The organism is Janthinobacterium sp. CG3, from assembly GCF_000344615.1.
GTDB lineage: Bacteria > Pseudomonadota > Gammaproteobacteria > Burkholderiales > Burkholderiaceae_D > Janthinobacterium.
Genome location: NZ_KB467824.1, coordinates 212,374 through 232,798 on the forward strand (window position 1 = coordinate 212,374; position 20,425 = coordinate 232,798).

A 20,425-nucleotide genomic window follows, 5' to 3' on the forward strand; every position below is an offset into this window, starting at 1 on the left:
TTCTGCTGCGTGCGCGTTTCTCCGTCGCGCAGAAAGCATTTTTCAACTTTCTTCCGTATCTTGTCCCCTCATGCCGAATTGGCTTTTGCCCGAAAATATCGCCGATGTATTGCCGTCGGAAGCGCGCAAGATTGAAGAGTTGCGTCGGCTCATGCTCGATAATTTCCGTCTGTACGGATATGAACTCGTCATGCCGCCGCTGCTGGAGTATCTGGAGTCGCTGCTGACAGGCGCCGGCGCGGATACCGATCTGCGCACCTTTAAACTGGTCGACCAGCTGTCCGGGCGCATGCTCGGCCTGCGCGCCGACATGACGATCCAGGTCGCCCGCATCGACGCCCACCTGCTGAACCGGGCTTCGGTGACGCGCCTGTGCTACGCCGGCAGTGTGCTGCACACGCGCCCGTCCGGCCTGCACGCGACGCGCGAGCCGCTGCAGATCGGCGCCGAGATCTACGGCCACGCCGGCCTCGAAGCGGACGCCGAGATCCAGGAACTGGCGCTGGCGTCGCTGGCCCTGGCCGGCTTTAGCGAAGTGCGGCTGGACCTGTCGCACGTCGGCGTGCTGCGCGCCATCATCGCCGACGACGCCGCCGCCCTCAAGGACGAGGCGGCGCTGTACACGCTGCTGCGCGCGAAAGACGCGCCGGGCCTGGGCGCGCTGACGGCGAACTACCTGCCGGTCACCCGCGCGGCCCTGCTGGCCTTGCCCGGCCTGTACGGCGACATCGACGTGCTGGCCAGGGCGCGCGACGTGCTGCCGCCGCTGCCCGGCATCGGCAAGGCGCTGGCCGAGTTGGCGGCGCTGGCCGGATCGGCCATCGGCCGCGCCGAAGTGGCGATCGACCTGGCCGACCTGCGCGGCTACCAATATGAAAGCGGCGCCATGTTCGCGCTGTACGTGCCGGGCTTGCCGAACGCGGTGGCGCGCGGCGGCCGTTACGACCACGTCGGCGAAGCGTTCGGCCGGGCCCGTCCCGCCACCGGCTTTTCGCTCGACCTGCGCGAACTGGCGCGGCTGCTGCCGACCGCGGAGCGCAAGCATTCGATTCGCGCGCCGTGGGGCAACGCCCCCGAATTGAGGGAAAAAATCGCCGAGCTGCGCAAAGCCGGCGAGGTGGTGATCCAGAGCATGCCTGGTCACAGCAATGAACAAGACGAGTTCGAGTGCGATCGCGCGCTGGTCCTTGACGATAATGGTAGTAACTGGATTCTTAAAAACTTAGGTTAAGTATGTCAAAGAAAATTATGGCAAAGAACGTTGTGGTTATCGGCACCCAATGGGGCGATGAAGGTAAGGGCAAGATTGTTGACTGGTTGACCGATCACGCCCAGGGCGTGGTGCGCTTCCAGGGCGGCCACAACGCCGGCCACACGCTGGTCATCGGCGGCGTCAAAACCGCCTTGCAACTGATCCCGTCGGGCATCATGCGCCCGGGCGTGGCCTGCTACATCGGCAACGGCGTGGTGGTGTCGGTGCCGGACGTGCTGCGCGAAATCGACAAGCTGCAAGCCGTTGGCGTTGAAGTCGCCTCGCGCCTGAAGATCTCGGAAGCGTCGCCGGTTATCCTGCCGTACCACTCGGCTCTGGACGCGGCGCGCGAAGCGGCCCGCGGCGCCGCCAAGATCGGCACCACCGGCAAGGGCATCGGCCCGGCCTACGAAGACAAAGTGGCACGCCGCGCGATCCGCATCGCCGACCTGCTCAACGAAAGCCGCTTCGCCGAGAAACTGGCCGAGAACCTCGACTACCATAACTTCGTGCTGGAAAACTACCTGAAGGCGCCGAAAGTCGACTACCAGAAGACCCTGGACGACGCGCTGGCCTACGTGCCGCGCCTGCGCCCCATGGTCGCCGACGTCTCCAGCGCGCTGTACGCCGCGCACAAGGCCGGCGCCAACCTGCTGTTCGAAGGCGCGCAGGGCAGCTTGCTCGACGTCGACCACGGCACCTACCCGTACGTCACCTCGTCGAACTGCGTGGCCGGCAACGCCGCCGCCGGTTCGGGCGTCGGTCCGAACATGCTGCACTACATCCTGGGCATCACCAAGGCCTACACGACGCGCGTCGGCTCCGGCCCGTTCCCGTCCGAGCTGAGCACGGACGACGGCGTCGGCCACCACCTGTCGGCGGTCGGCCACGAGTTCGGCACCGTCACCGGCCGCGCCCGCCGCTGCGGCTGGTTCGACGCCGCGCTGCTGCGCCGCTCGGTGCAGATCAACGGCGTGTCGGGCATGTGCCTGACCAAGCTGGACGTACTGGACGGCCTGGAAACGCTGAAGCTGTGCACCGGCTACATGCTCGACGGGCGCAACGTCGACATCTTCCCGGTTGGCGCCGAAGACGCCGCCCGCTGCGTGCCGATCTACGAAGAAATGCCGGGCTGGAAAGACAGCACCGTCGGCGCGAAATCGCTGGCCGCGCTGCCTGCCGCCGCACGCGCCTACATCAAGCGCATCGAAGAACTGGTCGGCGTGCCGATCGACATGGTCTCGACCGGCCCGGATCGCGAAGAAACGATCGTGCTGCGTCACCCATTCGAATAATAAAAGTAGACGGAAAAGTATTATGACGACTCCACAAACGAACGAAAAACACCTCTGGGTGTCCTGGGACGAATACCACCGCCTGATCGAGCGCCTGGCGCTCAAAGTATACGAATCGGGTTGGAAATTCGACCAGGTGCTGTGCCTGGCGCGCGGCGGCGTGCGTCCGGGCGACGTGTTTTCGCGCATCTTCGACGTGCCGCTGGCGATCCTGTCGACCAGCTCGTACCGCGAAGAAGCGGGCACCGTGCGCGGCGACCTCGACATCGCCAAATACATGACGATGACCAAGGGACCGCTGGCCGGCCGCATCCTGCTGGTTGACGACCTGGTCGACTCCGGCGTGACGCTGGAAAAAGTCACCAAGCACCTGGAGACGAACTTCTCCGGCGTCACCGAAGTGCGTTCGGCCGTCATCTGGACCAAGGGTTGCTCGTCGATCCGTCCTGACTACTGCATGGAAGACCTGCCGCACAATCCGTGGATACACCAGCCGTTCGAAGACTACGACGGCCTGCGTCCGCACCAGTTGGCGGCGTGGCTGAAGAAAGACGACACGGCCGCGTAATCGACCGGGTTAGATGACAATGGCGGGTGAGCTTAACGGTTCACCCGCCATTTTTTATGGGCGCAACAACGCTAGGCTCCCGCACCGGCGTCGGCGCCGTGATTCCGCCGACTTCCCATGCGTGCGCCCTGGCCGTCGTGGCACGCTTGATCAGTTTCTCCGTGCAGACGAATAGATAGGCGCTTCCAGCCGGCCCGCCGGGCGCCTGCAATGGCCGCCCGAGCGTGATATGCTTGCCCTTCAAATAAGCTTTCGACACCCGCTATGACGACTCTGAAAACCGCGCGGCTCACGCTTGAGCCGGTCACCGAGCAGCACTACGCTGGGCTGCGCCAATTGAACACCGATCCCGCCGTCATGCGTTTCCTCAACGGCGGCCTGCCCGAAACCGAGGAGGCGACGCGGGCGATGATCGCGCGCGTCATGGCGGCGTGGGCGGCGTGGGGTTACTCGTGGTGGGCGCTGATCGCCGACGACACCGGCGAACTGATCGGCGCGGCCTGCCTGCAGCACCTCGACCGCGACGCCAGCAAGCCGCGCGAGATCGGCTGGCGGCTGGGCCGGAACTGCTGGGGCAAGGGCTATGCCACCGAGGCGGCGCGGGCGATTGTCGAATTCGCCTTCGAGGTGGTCGGCGCGGACGTGCTGTACGCCGTCGCGAACCCGGACAATGCCGCCTCGATCAAGGTGATGGAGCGGCTCGGCATGCGCTACGTCGGCATCGAAACTTTTTACGACCAGCCGTGCGCGACCTACCGCCTCGACCGGCCCGCCTGAAACGGTCCAGCCGGCCCCGCTGCGCCGGTCACTTGAGGTAGCCGGAGTCCTTCATTTGCCGCAACACCAGCGCCTGCGCGGCGGCGAGCGCTTGCCTGACGCTTTGCCGGCCGCTCAGCGTGGCCGCCACCTCCTGTCCGACCTGGTCGCCGATGGCTGGAAACTCGGGGATGCTGACATACTGCATCTCGCGGTACAGTCCCGGTTTCACGCCGGCGTCGCGCTGGTCGGCGCTTTCGATCGCGCCCAGCACGAACTGGGCGAACGGCGCCGCTTTCAAGTAATTCTCGTTCTGGTAGGTCGACTTGCGCGTGCCGGGCGGAATCGCCGCCCAGCCGTGGTATTTGGCCACCATGCCGATATAGTTTTTCGATGTGGCCCAGGCGATGAACTGCGCCGCCTCGGCCTTGTGCAACGAGGAGTTGGGCACCGCCAGGGCCCAGCTCCACAGCCACGCGCCGCCTTTTCTACCGGGCGCGCCCGGCGCCGCCACGTAGCCCAGTTGCGAGGCGACGTTCGAGCGTAGCGGGTTCGACAACACGCTGGCGGCCACGGTGGCGTCGATCCAGATGCCGCAGTGGCCGTCCGAGAACAGTCTCAGGTTTTCCTTGAAGCTGTTGCGTTCGGGGTTGGGCGGGCCGTAGCGGGTCAGCAGGTCGCGGTACATCTCCACTGTCTTTTCCCAAGCGGCGGAATCGAGGTCCGGCTGGCCCTGCTCGTCGAACCAGCGCCCGCCGTAGGCGCTGGCCATCGACGTCAGCAAGGCCATGTTGTCGCCCCAGCCGGGTTTGCCGCGCAGGCAAACGCCGTAGATCCCGGCCGCCGGCTTGTGGAGCTTCGCCGCCAGCGCCTTGATGTCGTCGTAGCTGGGCGCCACCGGCATGGCCAGGCCCGCCTTGGCGAACAGGTCCTTGCGGTAGTACGTCATGACGCTTTCGGCGTAAAACGGCAGCGCGTACAGCTGCTTTTGGTACGACAGGCCGCTGCGCACGGCCGGCAGCAGGTCGTCGACGTCGTAGTTGTCGGGCGGTTGCAGCGGCGTCAGCCAACCGCGCTTGGCCCAGATCGGCGTTTCGTAGGTGCCGATGGTGAGGATGTCGAACTGGCCGTCGGAGATGGCGAGGTCGCTTAGCAGGCGCAAGCGCAGCACCTCCTCGTCGAGTACGCGCCACTCCAGTTCGATGCCCGGATGCTGCTTCTGATATTCGACGGAGAGGGCGCGCATCACCAGCATGTCGCTATTGTTGACGGTGGCGATGACCAGCCGCGTCTTGTTCTTCGCGGCCTTGGCGGGCGAGTACAGGCCGTGCTTTTTCAGGATGCCGGTCAGCGTGCCGTCGCGCGTCATGTCGGCCAGGCCTTCGTTGAAGGCCACCAGCAATTGCCGTTGCCGTTCGGTGGCGGTGGCGAAGGCGACGTGGAATGCGCGCTGGGCCAGTGGCGGCGTCATGAACTCGTAGTCGCCGATCAGGTGCGGGCGCCGGCCCACCATCAGGTCGGCCGCCGTGTACTTGTCGATCAGGGCGAAGTCGATGCGGTCGCGCTCCAGTTTGTCGAGGTTTTGCAGGTCGTTCGCGGCCGCCTCCCGGTGCGCGATTTTGGCGTTGTCGAACGCCGCCGGCGCGGCGGCGCCGCGCACCACGCCGAATCGGTGCGCGTTCAGCGACGCCAGCAGGCCTTCGCCCTTGTCGGCGGCGCCCGGCGCGGGGTGCGGCGCAAGGGTCTTTTTCCTCAGCAATCCGATGCTATCGCCGGGGAAGGGCAGCGAGTAAGCCAGGCCGGCGGTGCCGCCCTCGCCGGCCTCGCGCGCCAGCGGCAGCACCGCGTCGACCTCGCCGGTCTGGGCCAGTTGCAGCGCCCGCGCCAGCGGGTAAAAGGCGATTTTGACGCGGTAGCCGCGGCGCTTGAACGCCTCCGTCGCCAGTTCGGAGACGTAGCCGTTTTCCGGTAGGGTGGTGCCGATGTAGGGGGTGCGCTCGCTGGCCGCCAGCGTCACCAGCGGCTCGGCCCGCGGCGCTGCCGCCAGTAGCAGGGCGAGCAGGGCCGGCAGCGTAAAAGTCCGCAATTTGTTGGAGAGCATGTTTCCCCCGTGCGCGTGTGTGGCTGTGGCTGATGGGGCGGCGTGGGCCGCGCCATCGGCAGACTGTAGCACGCGGCGGGGCGCCGGCCCAAGATATTCGGGAAAGGGCGAAGGACGGGGCGGTGCCGCTGTTGTGTTGGTGGAAATCGTCGGATTACGCGTTCCGCTCATCCGACCTACGCAAACTCATTTGGCGGCATTGGGGCGCCCCCGCCGTTTTTAGGAGCCCAGCAGCGAGGCGACGTTGTCGCTGCCCGGCGCGCCGAACAGCTGCTGCTTGAGCAGGTGCAGTTGGTCGCGCACCTGCGCCGCTTTTTCGAACTCCAGGTTCTTGGCGTGGTCGATCATCAGCTTTTCCAGGCGCTTGATTTCCTTGCTGATTTGCTTCTCGCTCATCGCCTCGTACTTGGCCGCCTCCTGCGCCACTTCGAGGTTGTCGCGCGCCTCCTGCGGGCTGTAGACGCCGTCGATCAGCTCCTTGATGCTCTTCTTGACGCCGACCGGGGTGATGCCGTTGGCCGTGTTGAAGGCGATCTGCTTGTTGCGGCGGCGCTCGGTTTCGTCGATCGCCCGGCGCATCGAATCGGTGACGCGGTCGCCGTACAGGATCGCCGTGCCGTTGAGGTTGCGCGCGGCGCGGCCGATGGTCTGGATCAGGCTGCGCTCGGAGCGCAGGAAGCCCTCCTTGTCGGCGTCGAGGATCGCCACCAGCGACACCTCGGGCAAGTCGAGGCCCTCGCGCAGCAGGTTGATGCCGACCAGCACGTCGAAGGTGCCGATGCGCAGGTCGCGCAGGATCTCGACCCGCTCCACCGTCTCGATGTCGCTGTGCAGGTAGCGCACCTTGATGCCGTGGTCGCCCAGGTAATCGGTCAGCTGCTCGGACATGCGCTTGGTCAGCGTGGTCACCAGCACGCGCTCGTTCTTCTTGACGCGGTCGACGATCTCCGACATCAGGTCGTCGACCTGGCTGCTGGCCGGGCGCACGATGATTTGCGGGTCGACCAGGCCGGTCGGGCGCACCACCTGCTCGACCACCTGGTCGGCGCGCTGCTTCTCGTAGTCGGCCGGGGTGGCCGAGACGAACACGGTTTGCCGCATCTTCGACTCGAACTCGTCGAAGCGCAGCGGCCGGTTGTCGAGCGCCGACGGCAGCCGGAAGCCGTAGTCGACCAGGTTGGTCTTGCGCGAACGGTCGCCGTTGTACATGGCGCTGAGCTGGCCGATCAGCACGTGCGACTCGTCGAGGAACATCAGCGCGTCCGGCGGCAGGTAGTCGACCAGCGTCGGCGGCGGTTCGCCGGGCAGGGCGCCGCTCAGGTGGCGCGAGTAGTTCTCGATACCCTTGGTGAAGCCGATTTCGGCCATCATCTCCAGGTCGAAGCGGGTGCGCTGCTCCAGGCGCTGCTCTTCGATCAGGCGGTTCTCCTGGCGGAAGAATTCCAGCCGCTCGCGCAGCTCGTCCTTGATGGTCTCGATCGCCCGCAGCACGGTGGCGCGCGGCGTCACGTAGTGCGAGCCGGGGTAGACGGTGAAGCGCGGGATCTTCTGGCGCACGCGCCCGGTGAGCGGGTCGAACAGCTGGATCGACTCGATCTCGTCGTCGAACATCTCCAGGCGCACCGCCAGTTCGGCGTGCTCGGCCGGGAAAATGTCGATGGTGTCGCCGCGCACGCGGAAGGTGCCGCGGCCGAAGTCGACCTCGTTGCGGGTGTACTGCATCTGGATCAGGCGGGCGATGACGTCGCGCTGGCTGACCCTGTCCTTGACGCGCAGCGTCAGGATCATCTGGTGGTATTCCTTCGGATTACCGATACCGTAAATGGCCGACACGGTGGCGACGATGACGACGTCGCGCCGCTCCATCAGCGACTTGGTGCAGGACAGGCGCATCTGCTCGATGTGCTCGTTGATGGACGAGTCCTTTTCGATGAACAGGTCGCGCTGCGGCACGTAGGCCTCGGGCTGGTAGTAGTCGTAGTAACTGACGAAGTACTCGACCGCGTTCTGCGGGAAGAATTCGCGGAACTCGCTGTAGAGCTGGGCCGCCAGCGTCTTGTTGGGCGCGAAGATGATGGCCGGGCGGCCCATGCGGGCGATGACGTTGGCCATCGTGTAGGTTTTGCCCGAGCCGGTCACGCCCAGCAGGGTCTGGTAGGCGAGGCCGTCGCCGATGCCCTCGCACAGCTGCTCGATGGCGCTCGGCTGGTCGCCGGCCGGCAAAAACGGCTGGTGCAGCTTGAACGGCGAGTCGGGGAACGACACCACGACCGGGGTCGCGTCATTTGATAAGGATAAATCAGCCATACGAATCAGACCTTTGTTAGAATAGTGCTCTGCTGGCGACGCTTATTGGAGACGCTGTCAGCAATCCGCTGCGAACCCTGCTTCCCAATCGAATCCAATCTTATCATGACGAATCCTTCCGCTCCCGCCAGCCTGTTCAGTGCCATCGACATGGCCCCACGTGACCCGATCCTGGGCATCACCGAAGCCTTCAACGCTGATAAAAACCCTGCCAAGATCAATCTTGGCGTCGGCGTCTATTATGACGAAAACGGCAAAGTTCCGCTGCTCTCGTGCGTCCGCAAGGCCGAAGCGATCCTGATCGAACAAGCGGCGCCGCGCACCTACCTGCCGATCGACGGCCTGGCCACCTACGACGCCGCCGTGCAAGAACTGGTATTTGGCGCCGACAGCGCGGTTATTCAAGAGCGCCGCGCGGTCACCGTGCAGGCCATCGGCGGCACCGGCGCGCTGAAAATCGGCGCCGACTTCCTGCAGCGCTTCGCGCCGGGCGCGCAAGTGTACATCAGCGACCCGAGCTGGGAAAACCACCGCGCGCTGTTCGAAAGCGCCGGTTTCGTCGTCAACAACTACGCCTACTACGACGCGGCCACCCGCGGCGTGAACTTCGACGGCATGCTGGCCGACCTGCGGGCGATGCCGCGCGGTTCGATCGTGCTGATGCACGCCTGCTGCCACAACCCGACCGGCGCCGACCTGAACGCCGACCAATGGGGTGAAGTCATCGCCGCCGTCAGCGCCGGCGGCCTGATCCCGTTCCTCGACATGGCCTACCAGGGCTTCGGCGCCGGTATCGCCGAAGACGGCGCCGTGGTGCGTCGCTTCGTCGCGGCCGGCGGCCCGCTGCTGATCTCGAACTCGTTCTCGAAGTCGTTCTCGCTGTACGGCGAGCGCGTCGGCGCGCTGAGCGTGGTTGCCGCCAGCACCGAAGAAGCGGCGCGCGTGCTGTCGCAGCTGAAGCGCGTGGTGCGCACCAACTATTCGAACCCGCCGGTGCATGGCGGCAAGGTCGTCGCCACCGTGCTGACCACGCCGGAACTGCGCCAGCTGTGGGAAGACGAGCTGGCCGCGATGCGCGTGCGCATCCGCGAAATGCGCGAAGCGTTTGTCAGCAAGTTGAAAGAGAAGGCCCCGGCCCACGATTTCGACTTCGTCAACAAGCAAGTCGGCATGTTCTCGTACTCCGGCCTGACCAAGGCCCAGGTCGAGACGCTGGCGCGCGAGCACTCGGTGTACGCCGTCGACACCGGCCGTATCTGCGTCGCGCCTTTGAACATGGGCAATATCGACAAGGTTATTGACGCGATCGCCAAAGTCCTTTAAGATATTGCTTCTTCGGATCTAGTCGCAAGATTGATCCGAAAGGGTAACAAAAACGCCGACGAAAGGGCGTCATCGGAAAGCTTGATGATGCGCTTAAGAAGTATATAATGTTGCCTCTTTTCCCTGATAGCTCAGTTGGTAGAGCGACGGACTGTTAATCCGCAGGTCCCTGGTTCGAGTCCAGGTCGGGGAGCCAGAATTAAAAAGAAATGGTTACGAGCAATCGTAGCCATTTTTTTCGCCTGCGTATTTGCGCCGCCCATCGCACCATTGCCACCGCTTGGGCCGGCACGCCACCGCCGACGCGCGCCAAAGACTCTGCGGCTGCTAGGGCGAGCCGTTAAAGCTGCTCACAGTGCGTCACCCATTTGTCGAGGATTGGTGAGCTCTGTTACGTTGATTCTCGAGCGCTCTGAGGGTACTGCTTCAAGGAAAAATGGGCTGGAAAGCGAAAGGATGGCAGTTATGAGTAACGATAAAGATCAATCCTATGTGGATATGGGAATGCAAGCCGGAGATAGGGCAGCCCATCAAGCGCTCGCTCCGTTGCACAGAAGCATTAACCGTGCCTTGTCCGCTAAATGCTCAAGGGGCTATGGCAAGAAATTAAAAGATTTAGGCTTCGTTTTGCGTGTCGATGGCGAGTTTTGGCATTGGGAAAAGGTTGGATGCGATAATGTTGCCGGACGGAGGGCGGGTACGGCAACGGTCGATATTTTCATGTCAAAAGAAACGTGGCAAGGAGTGTCAACTGATGAACTGAAGCGCTTCTTAAGTAAGCATTTGAGGGAGGGGTTCGTCCTCATGCTTGATAAGCTGAAGCACCTTGGCGTTGAATTTGACGAGAAGAATCTTGCTTCCGATTTTGACGAAGCCATCCGACTTTTCGAGAACACCGAGATTCCGTAGTCTCCGGGATAACTTCGCCACTCAAACGTACCGGATGATAGCGCGTGCTGCCGGCCTCGAAGCACGTCGGCGAAGTGGCCAAGACATACTATCTGCGCCAGGCCGTCGAACGGGGTTTCGACGCCGCTGCTTTCCTTGACCGCCGCGGCCGCCTCAGCGAAGGCTCCATCTGGAATATGACTTTTTGGGACGGCGAGGCGGTGGTGTGGCCCATCGCCGACATGCTGGCAGGCACTGCGATGGGCACCGTCCGCCGGCAACTGGCACGCCTCGGCGTCGCCCAACGCGACCAAGAGGTGACGCTGGCCGACCTGCGGGCATTGGCCGGGGCGGTGGTCATGAATTCCTGGAGGCCGGGCGTGGCGCTGCGTCGCATCGGCTCGGCGCCCCTGCCCGAGGCGCCGTCCTTCGTGGAGCAGCTTCACCGCGCCTTCCATGCCGAGCAAGCGACCCGGCCGTGAGCTCAAGCGTGGCCGTTCGCTATTCCTGGCGCTCAGAAGATCATCACCGTCGGCGTCACCGGCGACCACACCTTCACCTTCGACATTTCCGGCAGGTCGCACGGCAACATGGGCTGGACGAGCCGGAGTTTCACCTTCCAGGCCATCAGCGCGATGAGCAAGCTGCATTTCTCCGTCGACAGCAGCAACTCCGCTTTTGGCGCCGCTCTGGACAACATCTCGGTCACCTCCGCCGTGCCGGAAGCCGAGACCTACGGCATGTTGCTGGCCGGTTTGGCGCTGCTTGGCGCCATCGCACGACGCGAGGAAGCGGCGGCTCAAAACGACGGGGCTTGCCGTCGCCTGAGATCCCGCGCTACGGCGCGGTTTTTTTGCAAATTTCAATTCGATGCGTTATAGTGCGGCCTCTTTTCCCTGATAGCTCAGTTGGTAGAGCGACGGACTGTTAATCCGCAGGTCCCTGGTTCGAGTCCAGGTCGGGGAGCCAGAACACAGCGTGAATACAAAGGCCTTCCTCGGAAGGCCTTTGTCGTTTACGCCAAACGGCGGGTGTTGTGCCGGGGGAGTCGGGTAAGTCTTAGGTAAGTCTTATATACTGGCGAACTATGCGCATACAGTTATTCTCAGACCTCCATCTCGAACGTTATCCCGACTTCCGCCCCCGTATCGCTACCGACGTCGACGTCGTGGTGCTGGCCGGCGATATCGGCTCCTATCAAGCGGGCTCGTGTCTGGAGACCGGCGACTTCGGCCTCGAACGATTTTCACCTTTGCGGCCGGACTCAACGTGTTCCACAGTCCTGTTCGTGCCGGGCAATCACGAATTCGACACGCTTGAGTTCGATGAAACGTATATTCGCCTGCGCCAGACGTGTGAGCGTCTCGGTATCACCTGGCTGGACCGCGAAGTCGTCACGCTCGGACGCGTTCGTTTCGCTGGCACCACGCTATGGAGCGATTTCGAGGCACTCGCCGGCAAGGAAAAAACGCCGACCAAGCAAATGCAAATGCTCAGCAAGGCCTACCGCGCGGCAAACTACTATTTAAGCAAGAACACGACGCTGAAAGGTGGCGAGCCTCTGCTGGCCGAGGGTATTCGTGACATGTCGCTCGCATGCCAGGCTTGGCTTCGCGCCGCGCTGTCCGTGCCGTTCGACGGCACAACCATAGCGGTAACGCATTTTGCCCCCACGCTGCTGAGCGCCGACCCGCGATACGGCCTGACGCCGGGTACGGCGGGATTCTGCAATGCGCTGGACGACCTTTTTCCGCTCGCCGACGTGTGGATGCACGGGCACCTTCATTGCATGAATGACTATATCGTTCAAGGTAACCAAGATGGCCGGCCTTGGACGTGTCGGGTTGTCGCCAATCCTCTGGGCTACTTGAGTAAAGGCGAGCAGGAGGGATTCCGCGGAAATCTGGTTATCGAGGTTCCGTCGTAATTGTCAATCGAAACGCGCTTCGCGAACACGCTTTGGCTGACCAGCCCATTGCGGACCCAGCGATTTTGATTCGATTAGCGCGCCAAACCGCTCAAGAGGGCCGTTCGCGCCCGATCCGCGCCCCATTCCCTGTGACTGGCAGCCGGTGCCGTTGAGTCTGCTCAAAGTTCGTCCCCGATCTCGCATCTACCATAGAAAGTGTCGACGCTGCGCCATCGCGATCAGTCAAGCTTGCTTACGTGTATCTGGAAAGGTATAAGCGCATGGGGACGGAATTCCAACACCTGCAAGAGATGATCAGCGCCCGTCAGCGTAGCCGCATCTTGCGCCTGGCATTCCCCAACAACGACGGGCCGCCATTCGAACTTGTTGTCAACAAACTGAACGCGGTCGAAAGCCTGTCCCGAGATTTTGAATTCACCATTGAACTGCTGTCCGACCGCGCCAACCTCGCGCTCAAGGATATGCAGGGCAAAATGTTGTCCGTCGCGCTAGTACAGGCAAACGGCACGCTGCGCTATTTTTCAGGTTATTGTTTTACCTTTTGCCTGAAGAAAGCGGGAAATATTTCGTATTATGAGGCCACGCTAGGGCCGTGGCTGAAGTATCTGACTTTCGGTAAGGACAACTACCTATTCCATAACAAGACACTACGCGAACAAACGGCAAGTATGTTCGGCGACTACGCCGTCCCTGCCGACTGGGACTTGCGTTTTGTCCACGACGATCCGGCCATGACGGACGCCATGCAGTTCCGCGAGAGCGACCATAACTACCTGCATCGACGCTGGGAGGCCGCTGGCTGGCATTACTATTATATTCATACGGACCGGGGGCACAAACTCGTGCTTTCCGATGACTCCACCAGGGCCGATCCGATCGACGACGATCCGGAAATCCGTTTCCACCGGCACGGCGGCTCGCTGGAGGAGGAAGCGATCAGTGAATGGTCGTCGCTGCGGCAGCTCATACCGAGCAGCGTGACGTTGGCGGGCTTCGATTTTAAACAGCCATATCCTCGTCAGGTTTCCGTGCCTACTGTAAATCGACAAGGGCGCGTGGCCGATACCGAATCGTATGAATATGTGGGCGCGTACGGCTTCAAGGACCGCGCGGACGGTGACGCCCAAGCGCGTTTGCGGATGCAGGAAATGGAAGCGGCGGCCAAGCAATTTAAGGCCGCCACAAACAATCGCCGGGTGGCGCCTGGCTACTGGTTTAGCTTCGCCGACCGCCTCGACGAAAATCCATTCGGCTATGGTAATGACCCCGGCAGAAACCAGTTTCTGATTATCGAAGTCCAGCATGTCGCAACAAATAACTATTTGCAGGAAACGGACGAAGCGCCGCACTACAGGAATCACTTGACCTGTATCCGCAAGATCATTCCATGGCGGCCGGGGCGAGGCTACAACAGCGTTGACGTCAGAATGTTGGGCCCGCAAACCGCCATCGTGGTTGGGCCGGCGGGTGACGGCAGCATTCACACCGACCAGTACGGCCGAATCCGCGTGCAGTTCCACTGGGATCGGGTCGGCGGCAACGACGAGGGCAGTTCTAGCTGGATGCGGGTAGGCGCTTGGTGGGCGGGCAACCAGCTTGGCGCGACCGCCATTCCTCGCGTCGGTTCCGAGGTGGTGGTTCACTGGCTGGACGGCTCGCCGGACCGGCCCTACGTTGCCAATGCCATCCATAACGAGCGCTACATGCCGTCGTGGTCATTGCCGGCCCAGCGGGCGCTGACCGGTTTCCGCACACGCGAACTCACTCCTGGGGGTGGTGGGAATAATGCTGCCGGACGCAGCAACCACTTAATTTTCGACGACTCCTACAAAAAAATTCAAGTCCAGCTAAAAAGCGACCATCAGCATTCTCAACTTTCGCTGGGATCCATTACCCGTATAGAGGGCAATGCCGGCCGCACCGATGCGCGCGGCGAAGGCTGGGAGTTGGCGACGGACGGGTGGGGCGTGGCGCGCGCGGGCAAAGGTTTGCTGATTACGACCGAGGCGCGGCCGCGTGCCGCGTCGCACATCAAGGACATGGGCGAGACGTTGCAGCGCTTGGCCGCTGCCCGCGAACAGCACGAGGAACAGGCCGCCGCCGCGCGCCAGCAAGGCGCGCAGGAACAACCGGGCCAACAAGCCGATGTGAGCGACGCCATCAAGGTGCAGAACGACGCCATCAAGGGCGCCGGCAGCGCGGAAGCCTTCCCGGAACTGGCCGCGCCGCACCTGGTGCTGGCCAGCCCAGCCGGCATCGAAACCACCACGGCGCAATCGACCCATATTGCCAGCGACCAGCATACGGCGATCACCACAGGGAAGCATTTTTCCGTCGCTACCGGCGACAGCTTCTTCGCCAGCGTCAGCCAGACCTTTCGCCTGTTCGTCCACAAGGCCGGCATGAAGCTGATCGCGGCGTCGGGCAAGGTCAGCATACAGGCCCAGAGCGACGAAATCGACATCATCGCGAAGAAGGTGCTTGCCTTGATCAGTGAACAGGACTGGGTGGAAATCCGCGGCAAACTGGGCGTGCGCTTCTCGGGCGGAACCGACACGCTTGAAATTAGCGATACGTCCCAATTCTTTACCCGCAAGCCCGTGCTGTTTCACGGTAATTTGGAGACCCTGCCGTCGCGTACCGCGCCGCCGCCGCCCGACGTGTTGCCCGAGGTTCTGGCGACGGCGCCCAAGCCCGGGCATTTGCAGCACACCCTGCAATCGCATACGGACGGCAAGCGCTACGCGCACGTACCTTACGCTTTGTACAAGGACGGTGCGAAGGTGGAAGACGGGCTGACCGACGAGTTCGGGCGCATTCTGGTCGAACACCAAACCGGTACACCGCGCTACACCGTCAAACTGCCCAACGGCGAAGAAATCGCACTCAATGCCAATGCCAACCTTGCCTCAGCCGACGAGTCGCAGTCAAACGTCGGCATGCGCGCCCTGCACGACACGCCGGAAAGTCGCCATCATGACTGAGCGAGACCGCCAATCGGCGCCATCAACGAATGATACTTAAGGAAAACCATGTCATCCGATCCGATCCGGCGCGTTGAAACCACGCACATCGACGAAGTCCGGCGCACTGCCACCAGTACCACCCAGTGGTTCGCGGAAAAACGCCATGCCACCCATCCAATCACTCATAACAACCAGCTCAAGGTGTTGTTTTGCGGCGAAGAAGGCTTCGCCGATATCGCAACGCAGATCGAAAGCGCGAAGCAAAGCATCGACCTCGTTTGCTGGGGCTTCGACCCCGGCATGGAACTAAGGCGTGGCGCCGGTCCTACTTGGCCGAGGGGCAAGACCTATGGCGATCTACTGATCGAAGCGAGGAACCGTGGTGTCAAGGTGCGCCTGCTGGTCTGGTTCGACAGGCGTGTGGCAGGCAAAACGCTTAACATGCCAGGGCACTCCCACGGCACTTCGCCATGGCGCACCAGCAGCGGCAGCGCGGCGGCCGACAAGATCAACGCTAAGCGCAGCCTGGACATGCTGCAAGCGGACTGGGAGAAGCCACGCCCACACATCAAAGGTCAAAAAATCAGGAAAATTACCCGGGAGATGATTCCGCTGCTGGCGCGCGAAGAGTACTGCTACAGTTGGTGCGACGCCGCCTTCCACGGCCTACTGCCGGGCATCGAAGTGCGTAAGCGTAGCGGCGACGCGGGCAAGATCAAGCGCAGTCTCGCGTCGGAGCAACGTCAACCTGGCTCCATGTCTCAAATGGAAATAGAACGCGCGGGCTTGATCCTTGCCGGCACCCACCATCAAAAGACAATCTTGATCGACTTCGCCTACGAGGGCGGCAGCAGGGCGGTCGGCTACGTGATGGGTCTCAATTCCGTTACCGACTACTGGGACACGTGCGAGCACAAACTTGAAGATCCCCGGCGCGAGCAGGGGGCCGAACTGACGGCAAAGGAATGTGTGCAGGACGGGGAGGCGGACCCCGGATTTCTTAGCCTCAAGCCCTACCAGGACTACGCCTGTCGTATCGACGGCGGCAAGGCGCTGATTGCGGTCTACAACAATTTTGTAACCGGCTGGGATCGCTCCATAGATGATCGTATGCATACGGCGGCGAACCAATGCGTGGCCCGTGACGAGTGCAAGGCAGTACCTCCCGCGCTACTGCGCAAGGCGGAGCCGGGCAACTCCACCGTGCAGATCGTGCGCACCCAGCCGGATGAGGACGACAAAAGCATCAAGGATATCTACTATCTCGCAACCGACGCGGCCTGCCTGGCCGGTGGCTACCTTTACGTCGAGAATCAGTACTTCCAGAACGAAGAGTGGGCGCAGCGTCTGATGCAAAAGCGAAAGGACGTGGTAGCCGCATGGAAACGCGGAGCCGCCAAGGCGGGGAAAAGTATGGAAGACATGCCGGTCATGCACGTGTTTATCGTCATACCCGTGCCGGAGCGGGCTCAAATGATCCCCACCACGCACGATACGCTCACCGCGCTGGGGGCGCCGGGCGGCATGACGGGGCAGGTGAAAATGATCGATGAAGTCAATAAAAGTACCAGGGCGCTATTTACCAGGGATGAACTGGGCATTCCCACGAATAACAGTGTCGATCTCCCCGCCGTCGTACGGCACGCCAATGAAATGGAAAAGCGCGATTCCATACAACTGGAGAATATTTTTAGCGCAAAAGTTGCCGTCGCCATGCTGCAGGTGAGTGGTTATGACAAGCGCCGTTGGCGCTACCGCGAAATATACATCCATTCCAAATTGCTGCTGGTCGACGATGGATTTATGACGCTCGGCAGCGCCAACCTGAACCAACGCAGTATGGCCGTCGACAGTGAAATCAACATTGCCACGAATGATGCCGCGCTTGCCCGGAGCATGCGCAATCGGATCTGGATGCAGCATAGCGGTGGTCTGATCAACGGGAATGGTGGCACCCAGGCGGATATTGCGGAGGCTTTTAAGCAATGGAAAAAATTGATGCACTCAAATTTGGCTCGGAAAAAGGAAGGGGCGGCAATGGTTGGATTTTTGCTGCCACTAGAGGACAAACGCAGCTCAACGATGCGGTTGGGCTAGCAATGCGACGGCCCCGTCGACTATGCGATCACTTGCCGCGTGCTGTGCTGGCGGCCTTGCTGTGCCTTTCATCAATTGCCTGCAAAATGCCAAACAAACCTACGCCTCTGCCCAGAAATCAAAGTTTGCCTTTATTTGATCCGCACATGCCGACCTTCGCTTGCGAAGTGGAGTCGACTATAGTCCCTGCCATCGACGCGCAGGCCGAGGAATGGTTTCTGGAGGCGCGCGCGCTTGAAGGCCCTGAAACGATAGCGGAAGACCGCGACTATAAGAAAATCGTCCAGTTGACTCGGCAGGCTGCCGAACGCAAGCATTGGAAGGCGATGTTAAACCTGGCCAGCCTGTACCTCGAAAAGCGCGATCCTCTGCATGGCGTGGAAGATGCGTTGAAGCTAGTGGAAAACGCAATGCAGCTCGGCATCCCGGCCGCCTATGACCGCATGGGGACCTATTACATGAATGGCACGGGCGTTGGCGGTGACGCCACAAGAGCATTCGCGTTTTGGCAGAAGGCCGCCCAGATCGGCAGTCCCCACGCGATGACCTTCCTAGCCAACAAAATGGACGCGACCTATGACAGTCCTAGTGGCGGGTTCTGGGCCAATATTCCCGTCGCGATCAAAATGTTGGAATGCGCATTCGGCCAGGGCTATGGACCCGCCGCCGAGCGCTTGAGTTCCTTAATTGCAGGCAACAGGCCTCCTTCCGGCCGGGGCGACCGCACCGCGGAGACTAGCGCCAGGGCGGTAAAAGTGCTGCACGAGGGGGTGAAATTAGGTTGTGAGGAGTGCGCAAACAGCCTGCGGTCGGAATTCAACGGGGAATTTAACATCGCCGACATTTTGCCGCCGCATATCGACAAAGCCAGATCAGCGCGCTATAGCATTATTCAAGATGGCCTAGGCTTTAACCCTGACCGCCGTTTTCCCAACCTTGACCAAGTGCTGCCGCTGCCGCCGGCACCTTTGCCCGACTGGAACGGCGACCGCGACACCCTAATGAACGCGGCAATGGGCGTGAAGCCGAAGCCACCGCCACCAAAGCCCAGCGCCGCGTCGTTGCGCACCGGCCGCCATTTCCTCGACGCCGCCTTTCTCTTCCGCCATACCGGCGAGATGACCAGCGGTGCGTGTGCGCCGCGAGCCGGCTACTGGCAACCGACCGGCCACCAGCAGCCAGAGCGCATCCGCGAGCAACTCGTCAAGACGCCACCCGGCCTGTATGTCGCCGACGAGCGGTTCGAGCAGTTTTTCGATCCGAGCGATGAGCGGCAGCCCGTCATTGGCGTGGTTTGGGAGCGCTGGGATACGCAAAGGCATAACGACGAAGCGGTCGAACCCCGCGCCGTATCGGGCTTGATACGTGAAGTGCAGGGCGCCGCCCCGCTCATGGCCTGCCCGGCAGGCCGAGCCTGCCCCGCCAGCGGCGTGTGGCAGCCCTGGGTGCATAACTCGCACCCGCTGCGCGCCATCGTCAACCAGCACTGGCGGCAAGTCTGGCTGACCAAGGGCCAACCGTTTCCGCGGCCTGAACAGGAGTGGCTTCTGGCCTTGCCTGAGCGGGAAGTCACTTGGCACTTGATGGATGACGTGGGCGTGAACTTGGTCTAGCCGCGCCGCTGGCGCTGAAGAATGCTTGTCGGCGAGTTCGACAGTTGCTAAGGGGGGGAAGCCATGAAACACCAAGGACGCGGCGTCGTCGACCGAGACTTAAATTTGCCACTACTTGAGGATAAGCGCAGCTCAACGATGCGGTTGGGCTAGCAATGCGACGGCGACGTCGATTATGCGATCACCTGCCGCGCGCCGTGCTGGCAGCCTTGCTGTGCTTTTCATCCATTTCCTGCAAAATGCCAAACGAATCCACGCCGCTGCCCCGAAATCAAAGTTTGCCTTTATTTGATACGCACATGCCGACCTTCGTTTGCGAGGTGGAGTCGACTAAAGTCCCTGCCATCGATGCGCAGGCCGAGGAATGGTTTCTTGAGGCGCGCGCGCTTGAAGGCCCTGAAACGATAGCGGAAGACCGCGACTACAAGAAAATTGTCCAGTTGACGTGGCAGGCCGCCGAACGCAAGCATTGGAAAGCGATGTTAAACCTGGCCAGCCTGTACATCGAAAAGCGCGATCCTCTGCATGGCGTGGAAGATGCGTTGAAGCTAGTGGAAAACGCAATGCAGCTCGGCATCCCGGCCGCCTATGACCGCATGGGGACCTATTACATGAATGGCACGGGCGTTGGCGGTGACGCCACGAGAGCATTTGCGTTTTGGCAGAAGGCCGCCCAGATCGGCAGTCCCCAAGCGATGACCTTGCTAGCCAACAAAATGGATGCAACCTATGACAGTCCTAGCGGTGGGTTCTGGGCCAACATTCCAGTCGCGACTAAAATGCTGGAATGCGCATTCGGCCAGGGCTATGGACCCGCCGCCAGACGCTTGAGTTCATTAATCGCAGGCAACAGGCCTCCGTCCGGCCGGGGCAACCGCACCGCGGAGACCAGCGCCAAGGCGGTAAAAGTGCTGCACGAGGGGGTAAAACTAGGTTGTGAGGAGTGCGCAAACAGCCTGCAAGTGGAATTCGACGGGGCCTTTGGTATCGCCGACATTTTGCCGCCGCATATCGACAAAGCCAGATCAGAGCGCTATGGGATTATACAAGCTGATCTACGCTTCTACCCCGACCGCCGTTTCCCCAACCTTGACCAAGTGCTGCCGCTGCCGCCAGCACCTTTGCCCGACTGGAACGGCGACCGCGACACCCTCCTCAACGCCGCAACGGGCGTGAAGCCAAAGCCACCGCCACCAAAGCCCACCGCCGCGTCGTTGAGCATGGATCGCTATTTCCTCGACGCCCGTTTTCTTTTCCGCCATACCGGCTCACCGACGGTCGGTTCGGGGATTTTTTCGATCCGAAGTTCGACAATTGTTAAGGAGTAAG

The 20,425-nt window shown here is 61.9% G+C and carries 13 protein-coding genes, 2 tRNA genes and 2 pseudogenes; 15 read left to right on the top strand and 2 right to left on the bottom strand.

Going from position 1 to position 20,425, the window contains the following annotated elements; all coding sequences use genetic code 11:
- Positions 1-70 precede the first annotated feature (70 nt).
- The 4 genes from JANGC3_RS0100995 (at position 71) to JANGC3_RS0101010 (ending at position 3,892) form a co-directional block, all read left to right on the top strand.
- Positions 71-1,231: an ATP phosphoribosyltransferase regulatory subunit gene (locus JANGC3_RS0100995; protein ID WP_017874612.1), complete on the top strand. Its 1,161-nt coding sequence runs from the start codon at positions 71-73 to the stop codon at positions 1,229-1,231.
- Between the two features lie 2 nt (positions 1,232-1,233).
- Positions 1,234-2,547: an adenylosuccinate synthase gene (locus JANGC3_RS0101000; protein ID WP_026132386.1), complete on the top strand. Its 1,314-nt coding sequence runs from the start codon at positions 1,234-1,236 to the stop codon at positions 2,545-2,547.
- A 22-nt stretch (positions 2,548-2,569) separates the two neighbouring features.
- Positions 2,570-3,115: a phosphoribosyltransferase gene (locus tag JANGC3_RS0101005; RefSeq protein WP_026132387.1), complete on the top strand. Its 546-nt coding sequence runs from the start codon at positions 2,570-2,572 to the stop codon at positions 3,113-3,115.
- A gap of 264 nt (positions 3,116-3,379) precedes the next feature.
- The gene (locus JANGC3_RS0101010; RefSeq protein WP_017874615.1) at positions 3,380-3,892 is read left to right on the top strand and encodes a GNAT family N-acetyltransferase; all 513 of its coding nucleotides are present in this window, start codon (positions 3,380-3,382) and stop codon (positions 3,890-3,892) included.
- Positions 3,893-3,920: 28 nt separating this feature from the next.
- On the opposite strand, the gene JANGC3_RS33465 is transcribed toward JANGC3_RS0101010, so the two are convergent.
- On the bottom strand, positions 3,921-5,972 hold the full coding sequence (locus JANGC3_RS33465; RefSeq protein WP_017874616.1) for an extracellular solute-binding protein: 2,052 nt from the start codon (positions 5,970-5,972) through the stop codon (positions 3,921-3,923).
- Positions 5,973-6,191: 219 nt separating this feature from the next.
- Positions 6,192-8,279 carry an excinuclease ABC subunit UvrB gene (gene uvrB / locus JANGC3_RS0101020; protein WP_026132388.1) on the bottom strand — a complete coding sequence of 696 codons (2,088 nt, stop codon included), beginning with the start codon at positions 8,277-8,279 and terminating at the stop codon, positions 6,192-6,194.
- Between the two features lie 105 nt (positions 8,280-8,384).
- On the opposite strand from uvrB, the gene JANGC3_RS0101025 reads away from it, so the two are divergent.
- The 11 genes and pseudogenes from JANGC3_RS0101025 (at position 8,385) to JANGC3_RS28030 (ending at position 20,424) form a co-directional block, all read left to right on the top strand.
- A complete protein-coding gene (locus JANGC3_RS0101025) occupies positions 8,385-9,602 on the top strand; it encodes an amino acid aminotransferase (RefSeq protein ID WP_017874618.1) in 1,218 nt (405 codons plus the stop codon).
- Positions 9,603-9,722: 120 nt separating this feature from the next.
- Positions 9,723-9,798: transfer RNA gene (locus JANGC3_RS0101030), tRNA-Asn, on the top strand.
- Between the two features lie 269 nt (positions 9,799-10,067).
- Positions 10,068-10,511, top strand: a complete 444-nt coding sequence (locus JANGC3_RS32215; protein WP_157406394.1) for a hypothetical protein — start codon at positions 10,068-10,070, stop codon at positions 10,509-10,511.
- A gap of 41 nt (positions 10,512-10,552) precedes the next feature.
- Positions 10,553-10,972: pseudogene (locus tag JANGC3_RS28010) on the top strand (aminotransferase class IV); the annotation flags it as partial.
- A gap of 27 nt (positions 10,973-10,999) precedes the next feature.
- Positions 11,000-11,287, top strand: a pseudogene (locus JANGC3_RS34275) (PEP-CTERM sorting domain-containing protein); the annotation flags it as partial.
- A 96-nt stretch (positions 11,288-11,383) separates the two neighbouring features.
- A tRNA-Asn gene (locus JANGC3_RS0101055) sits at positions 11,384-11,459 on the top strand.
- Between the two features lie 118 nt (positions 11,460-11,577).
- Positions 11,578-12,417 (top strand): metallophosphoesterase, encoded by an 840-nt coding sequence (locus JANGC3_RS0101060; protein ID WP_017874623.1) that lies wholly within the window; start codon positions 11,578-11,580, stop codon positions 12,415-12,417.
- Between the two features lie 263 nt (positions 12,418-12,680).
- Entirely contained in the window at positions 12,681-15,404 is a 2,724-nt protein-coding gene (locus JANGC3_RS28020; protein WP_157406396.1) for a type VI secretion system Vgr family protein, read from the top strand.
- Positions 15,405-15,452: 48 nt separating this feature from the next.
- Complete coding sequence (locus JANGC3_RS0101070; RefSeq protein ID WP_017874625.1) at positions 15,453-17,483, top strand: phospholipase D-like domain-containing protein; 2,031 nt, start codon at positions 15,453-15,455, stop codon at positions 17,481-17,483.
- A gap of 125 nt (positions 17,484-17,608) precedes the next feature.
- Complete coding sequence (locus JANGC3_RS28025; RefSeq protein ID WP_198291973.1) at positions 17,609-19,096, top strand: tetratricopeptide repeat protein; 1,488 nt, start codon at positions 17,609-17,611, stop codon at positions 19,094-19,096.
- Between the two features lie 197 nt (positions 19,097-19,293).
- Complete coding sequence (locus tag JANGC3_RS28030; protein ID WP_157406397.1) at positions 19,294-20,424, top strand: tetratricopeptide repeat protein; 1,131 nt, start codon at positions 19,294-19,296, stop codon at positions 20,422-20,424.
- The last annotated feature ends 1 nt before the right edge of the window (position 20,425 follow it).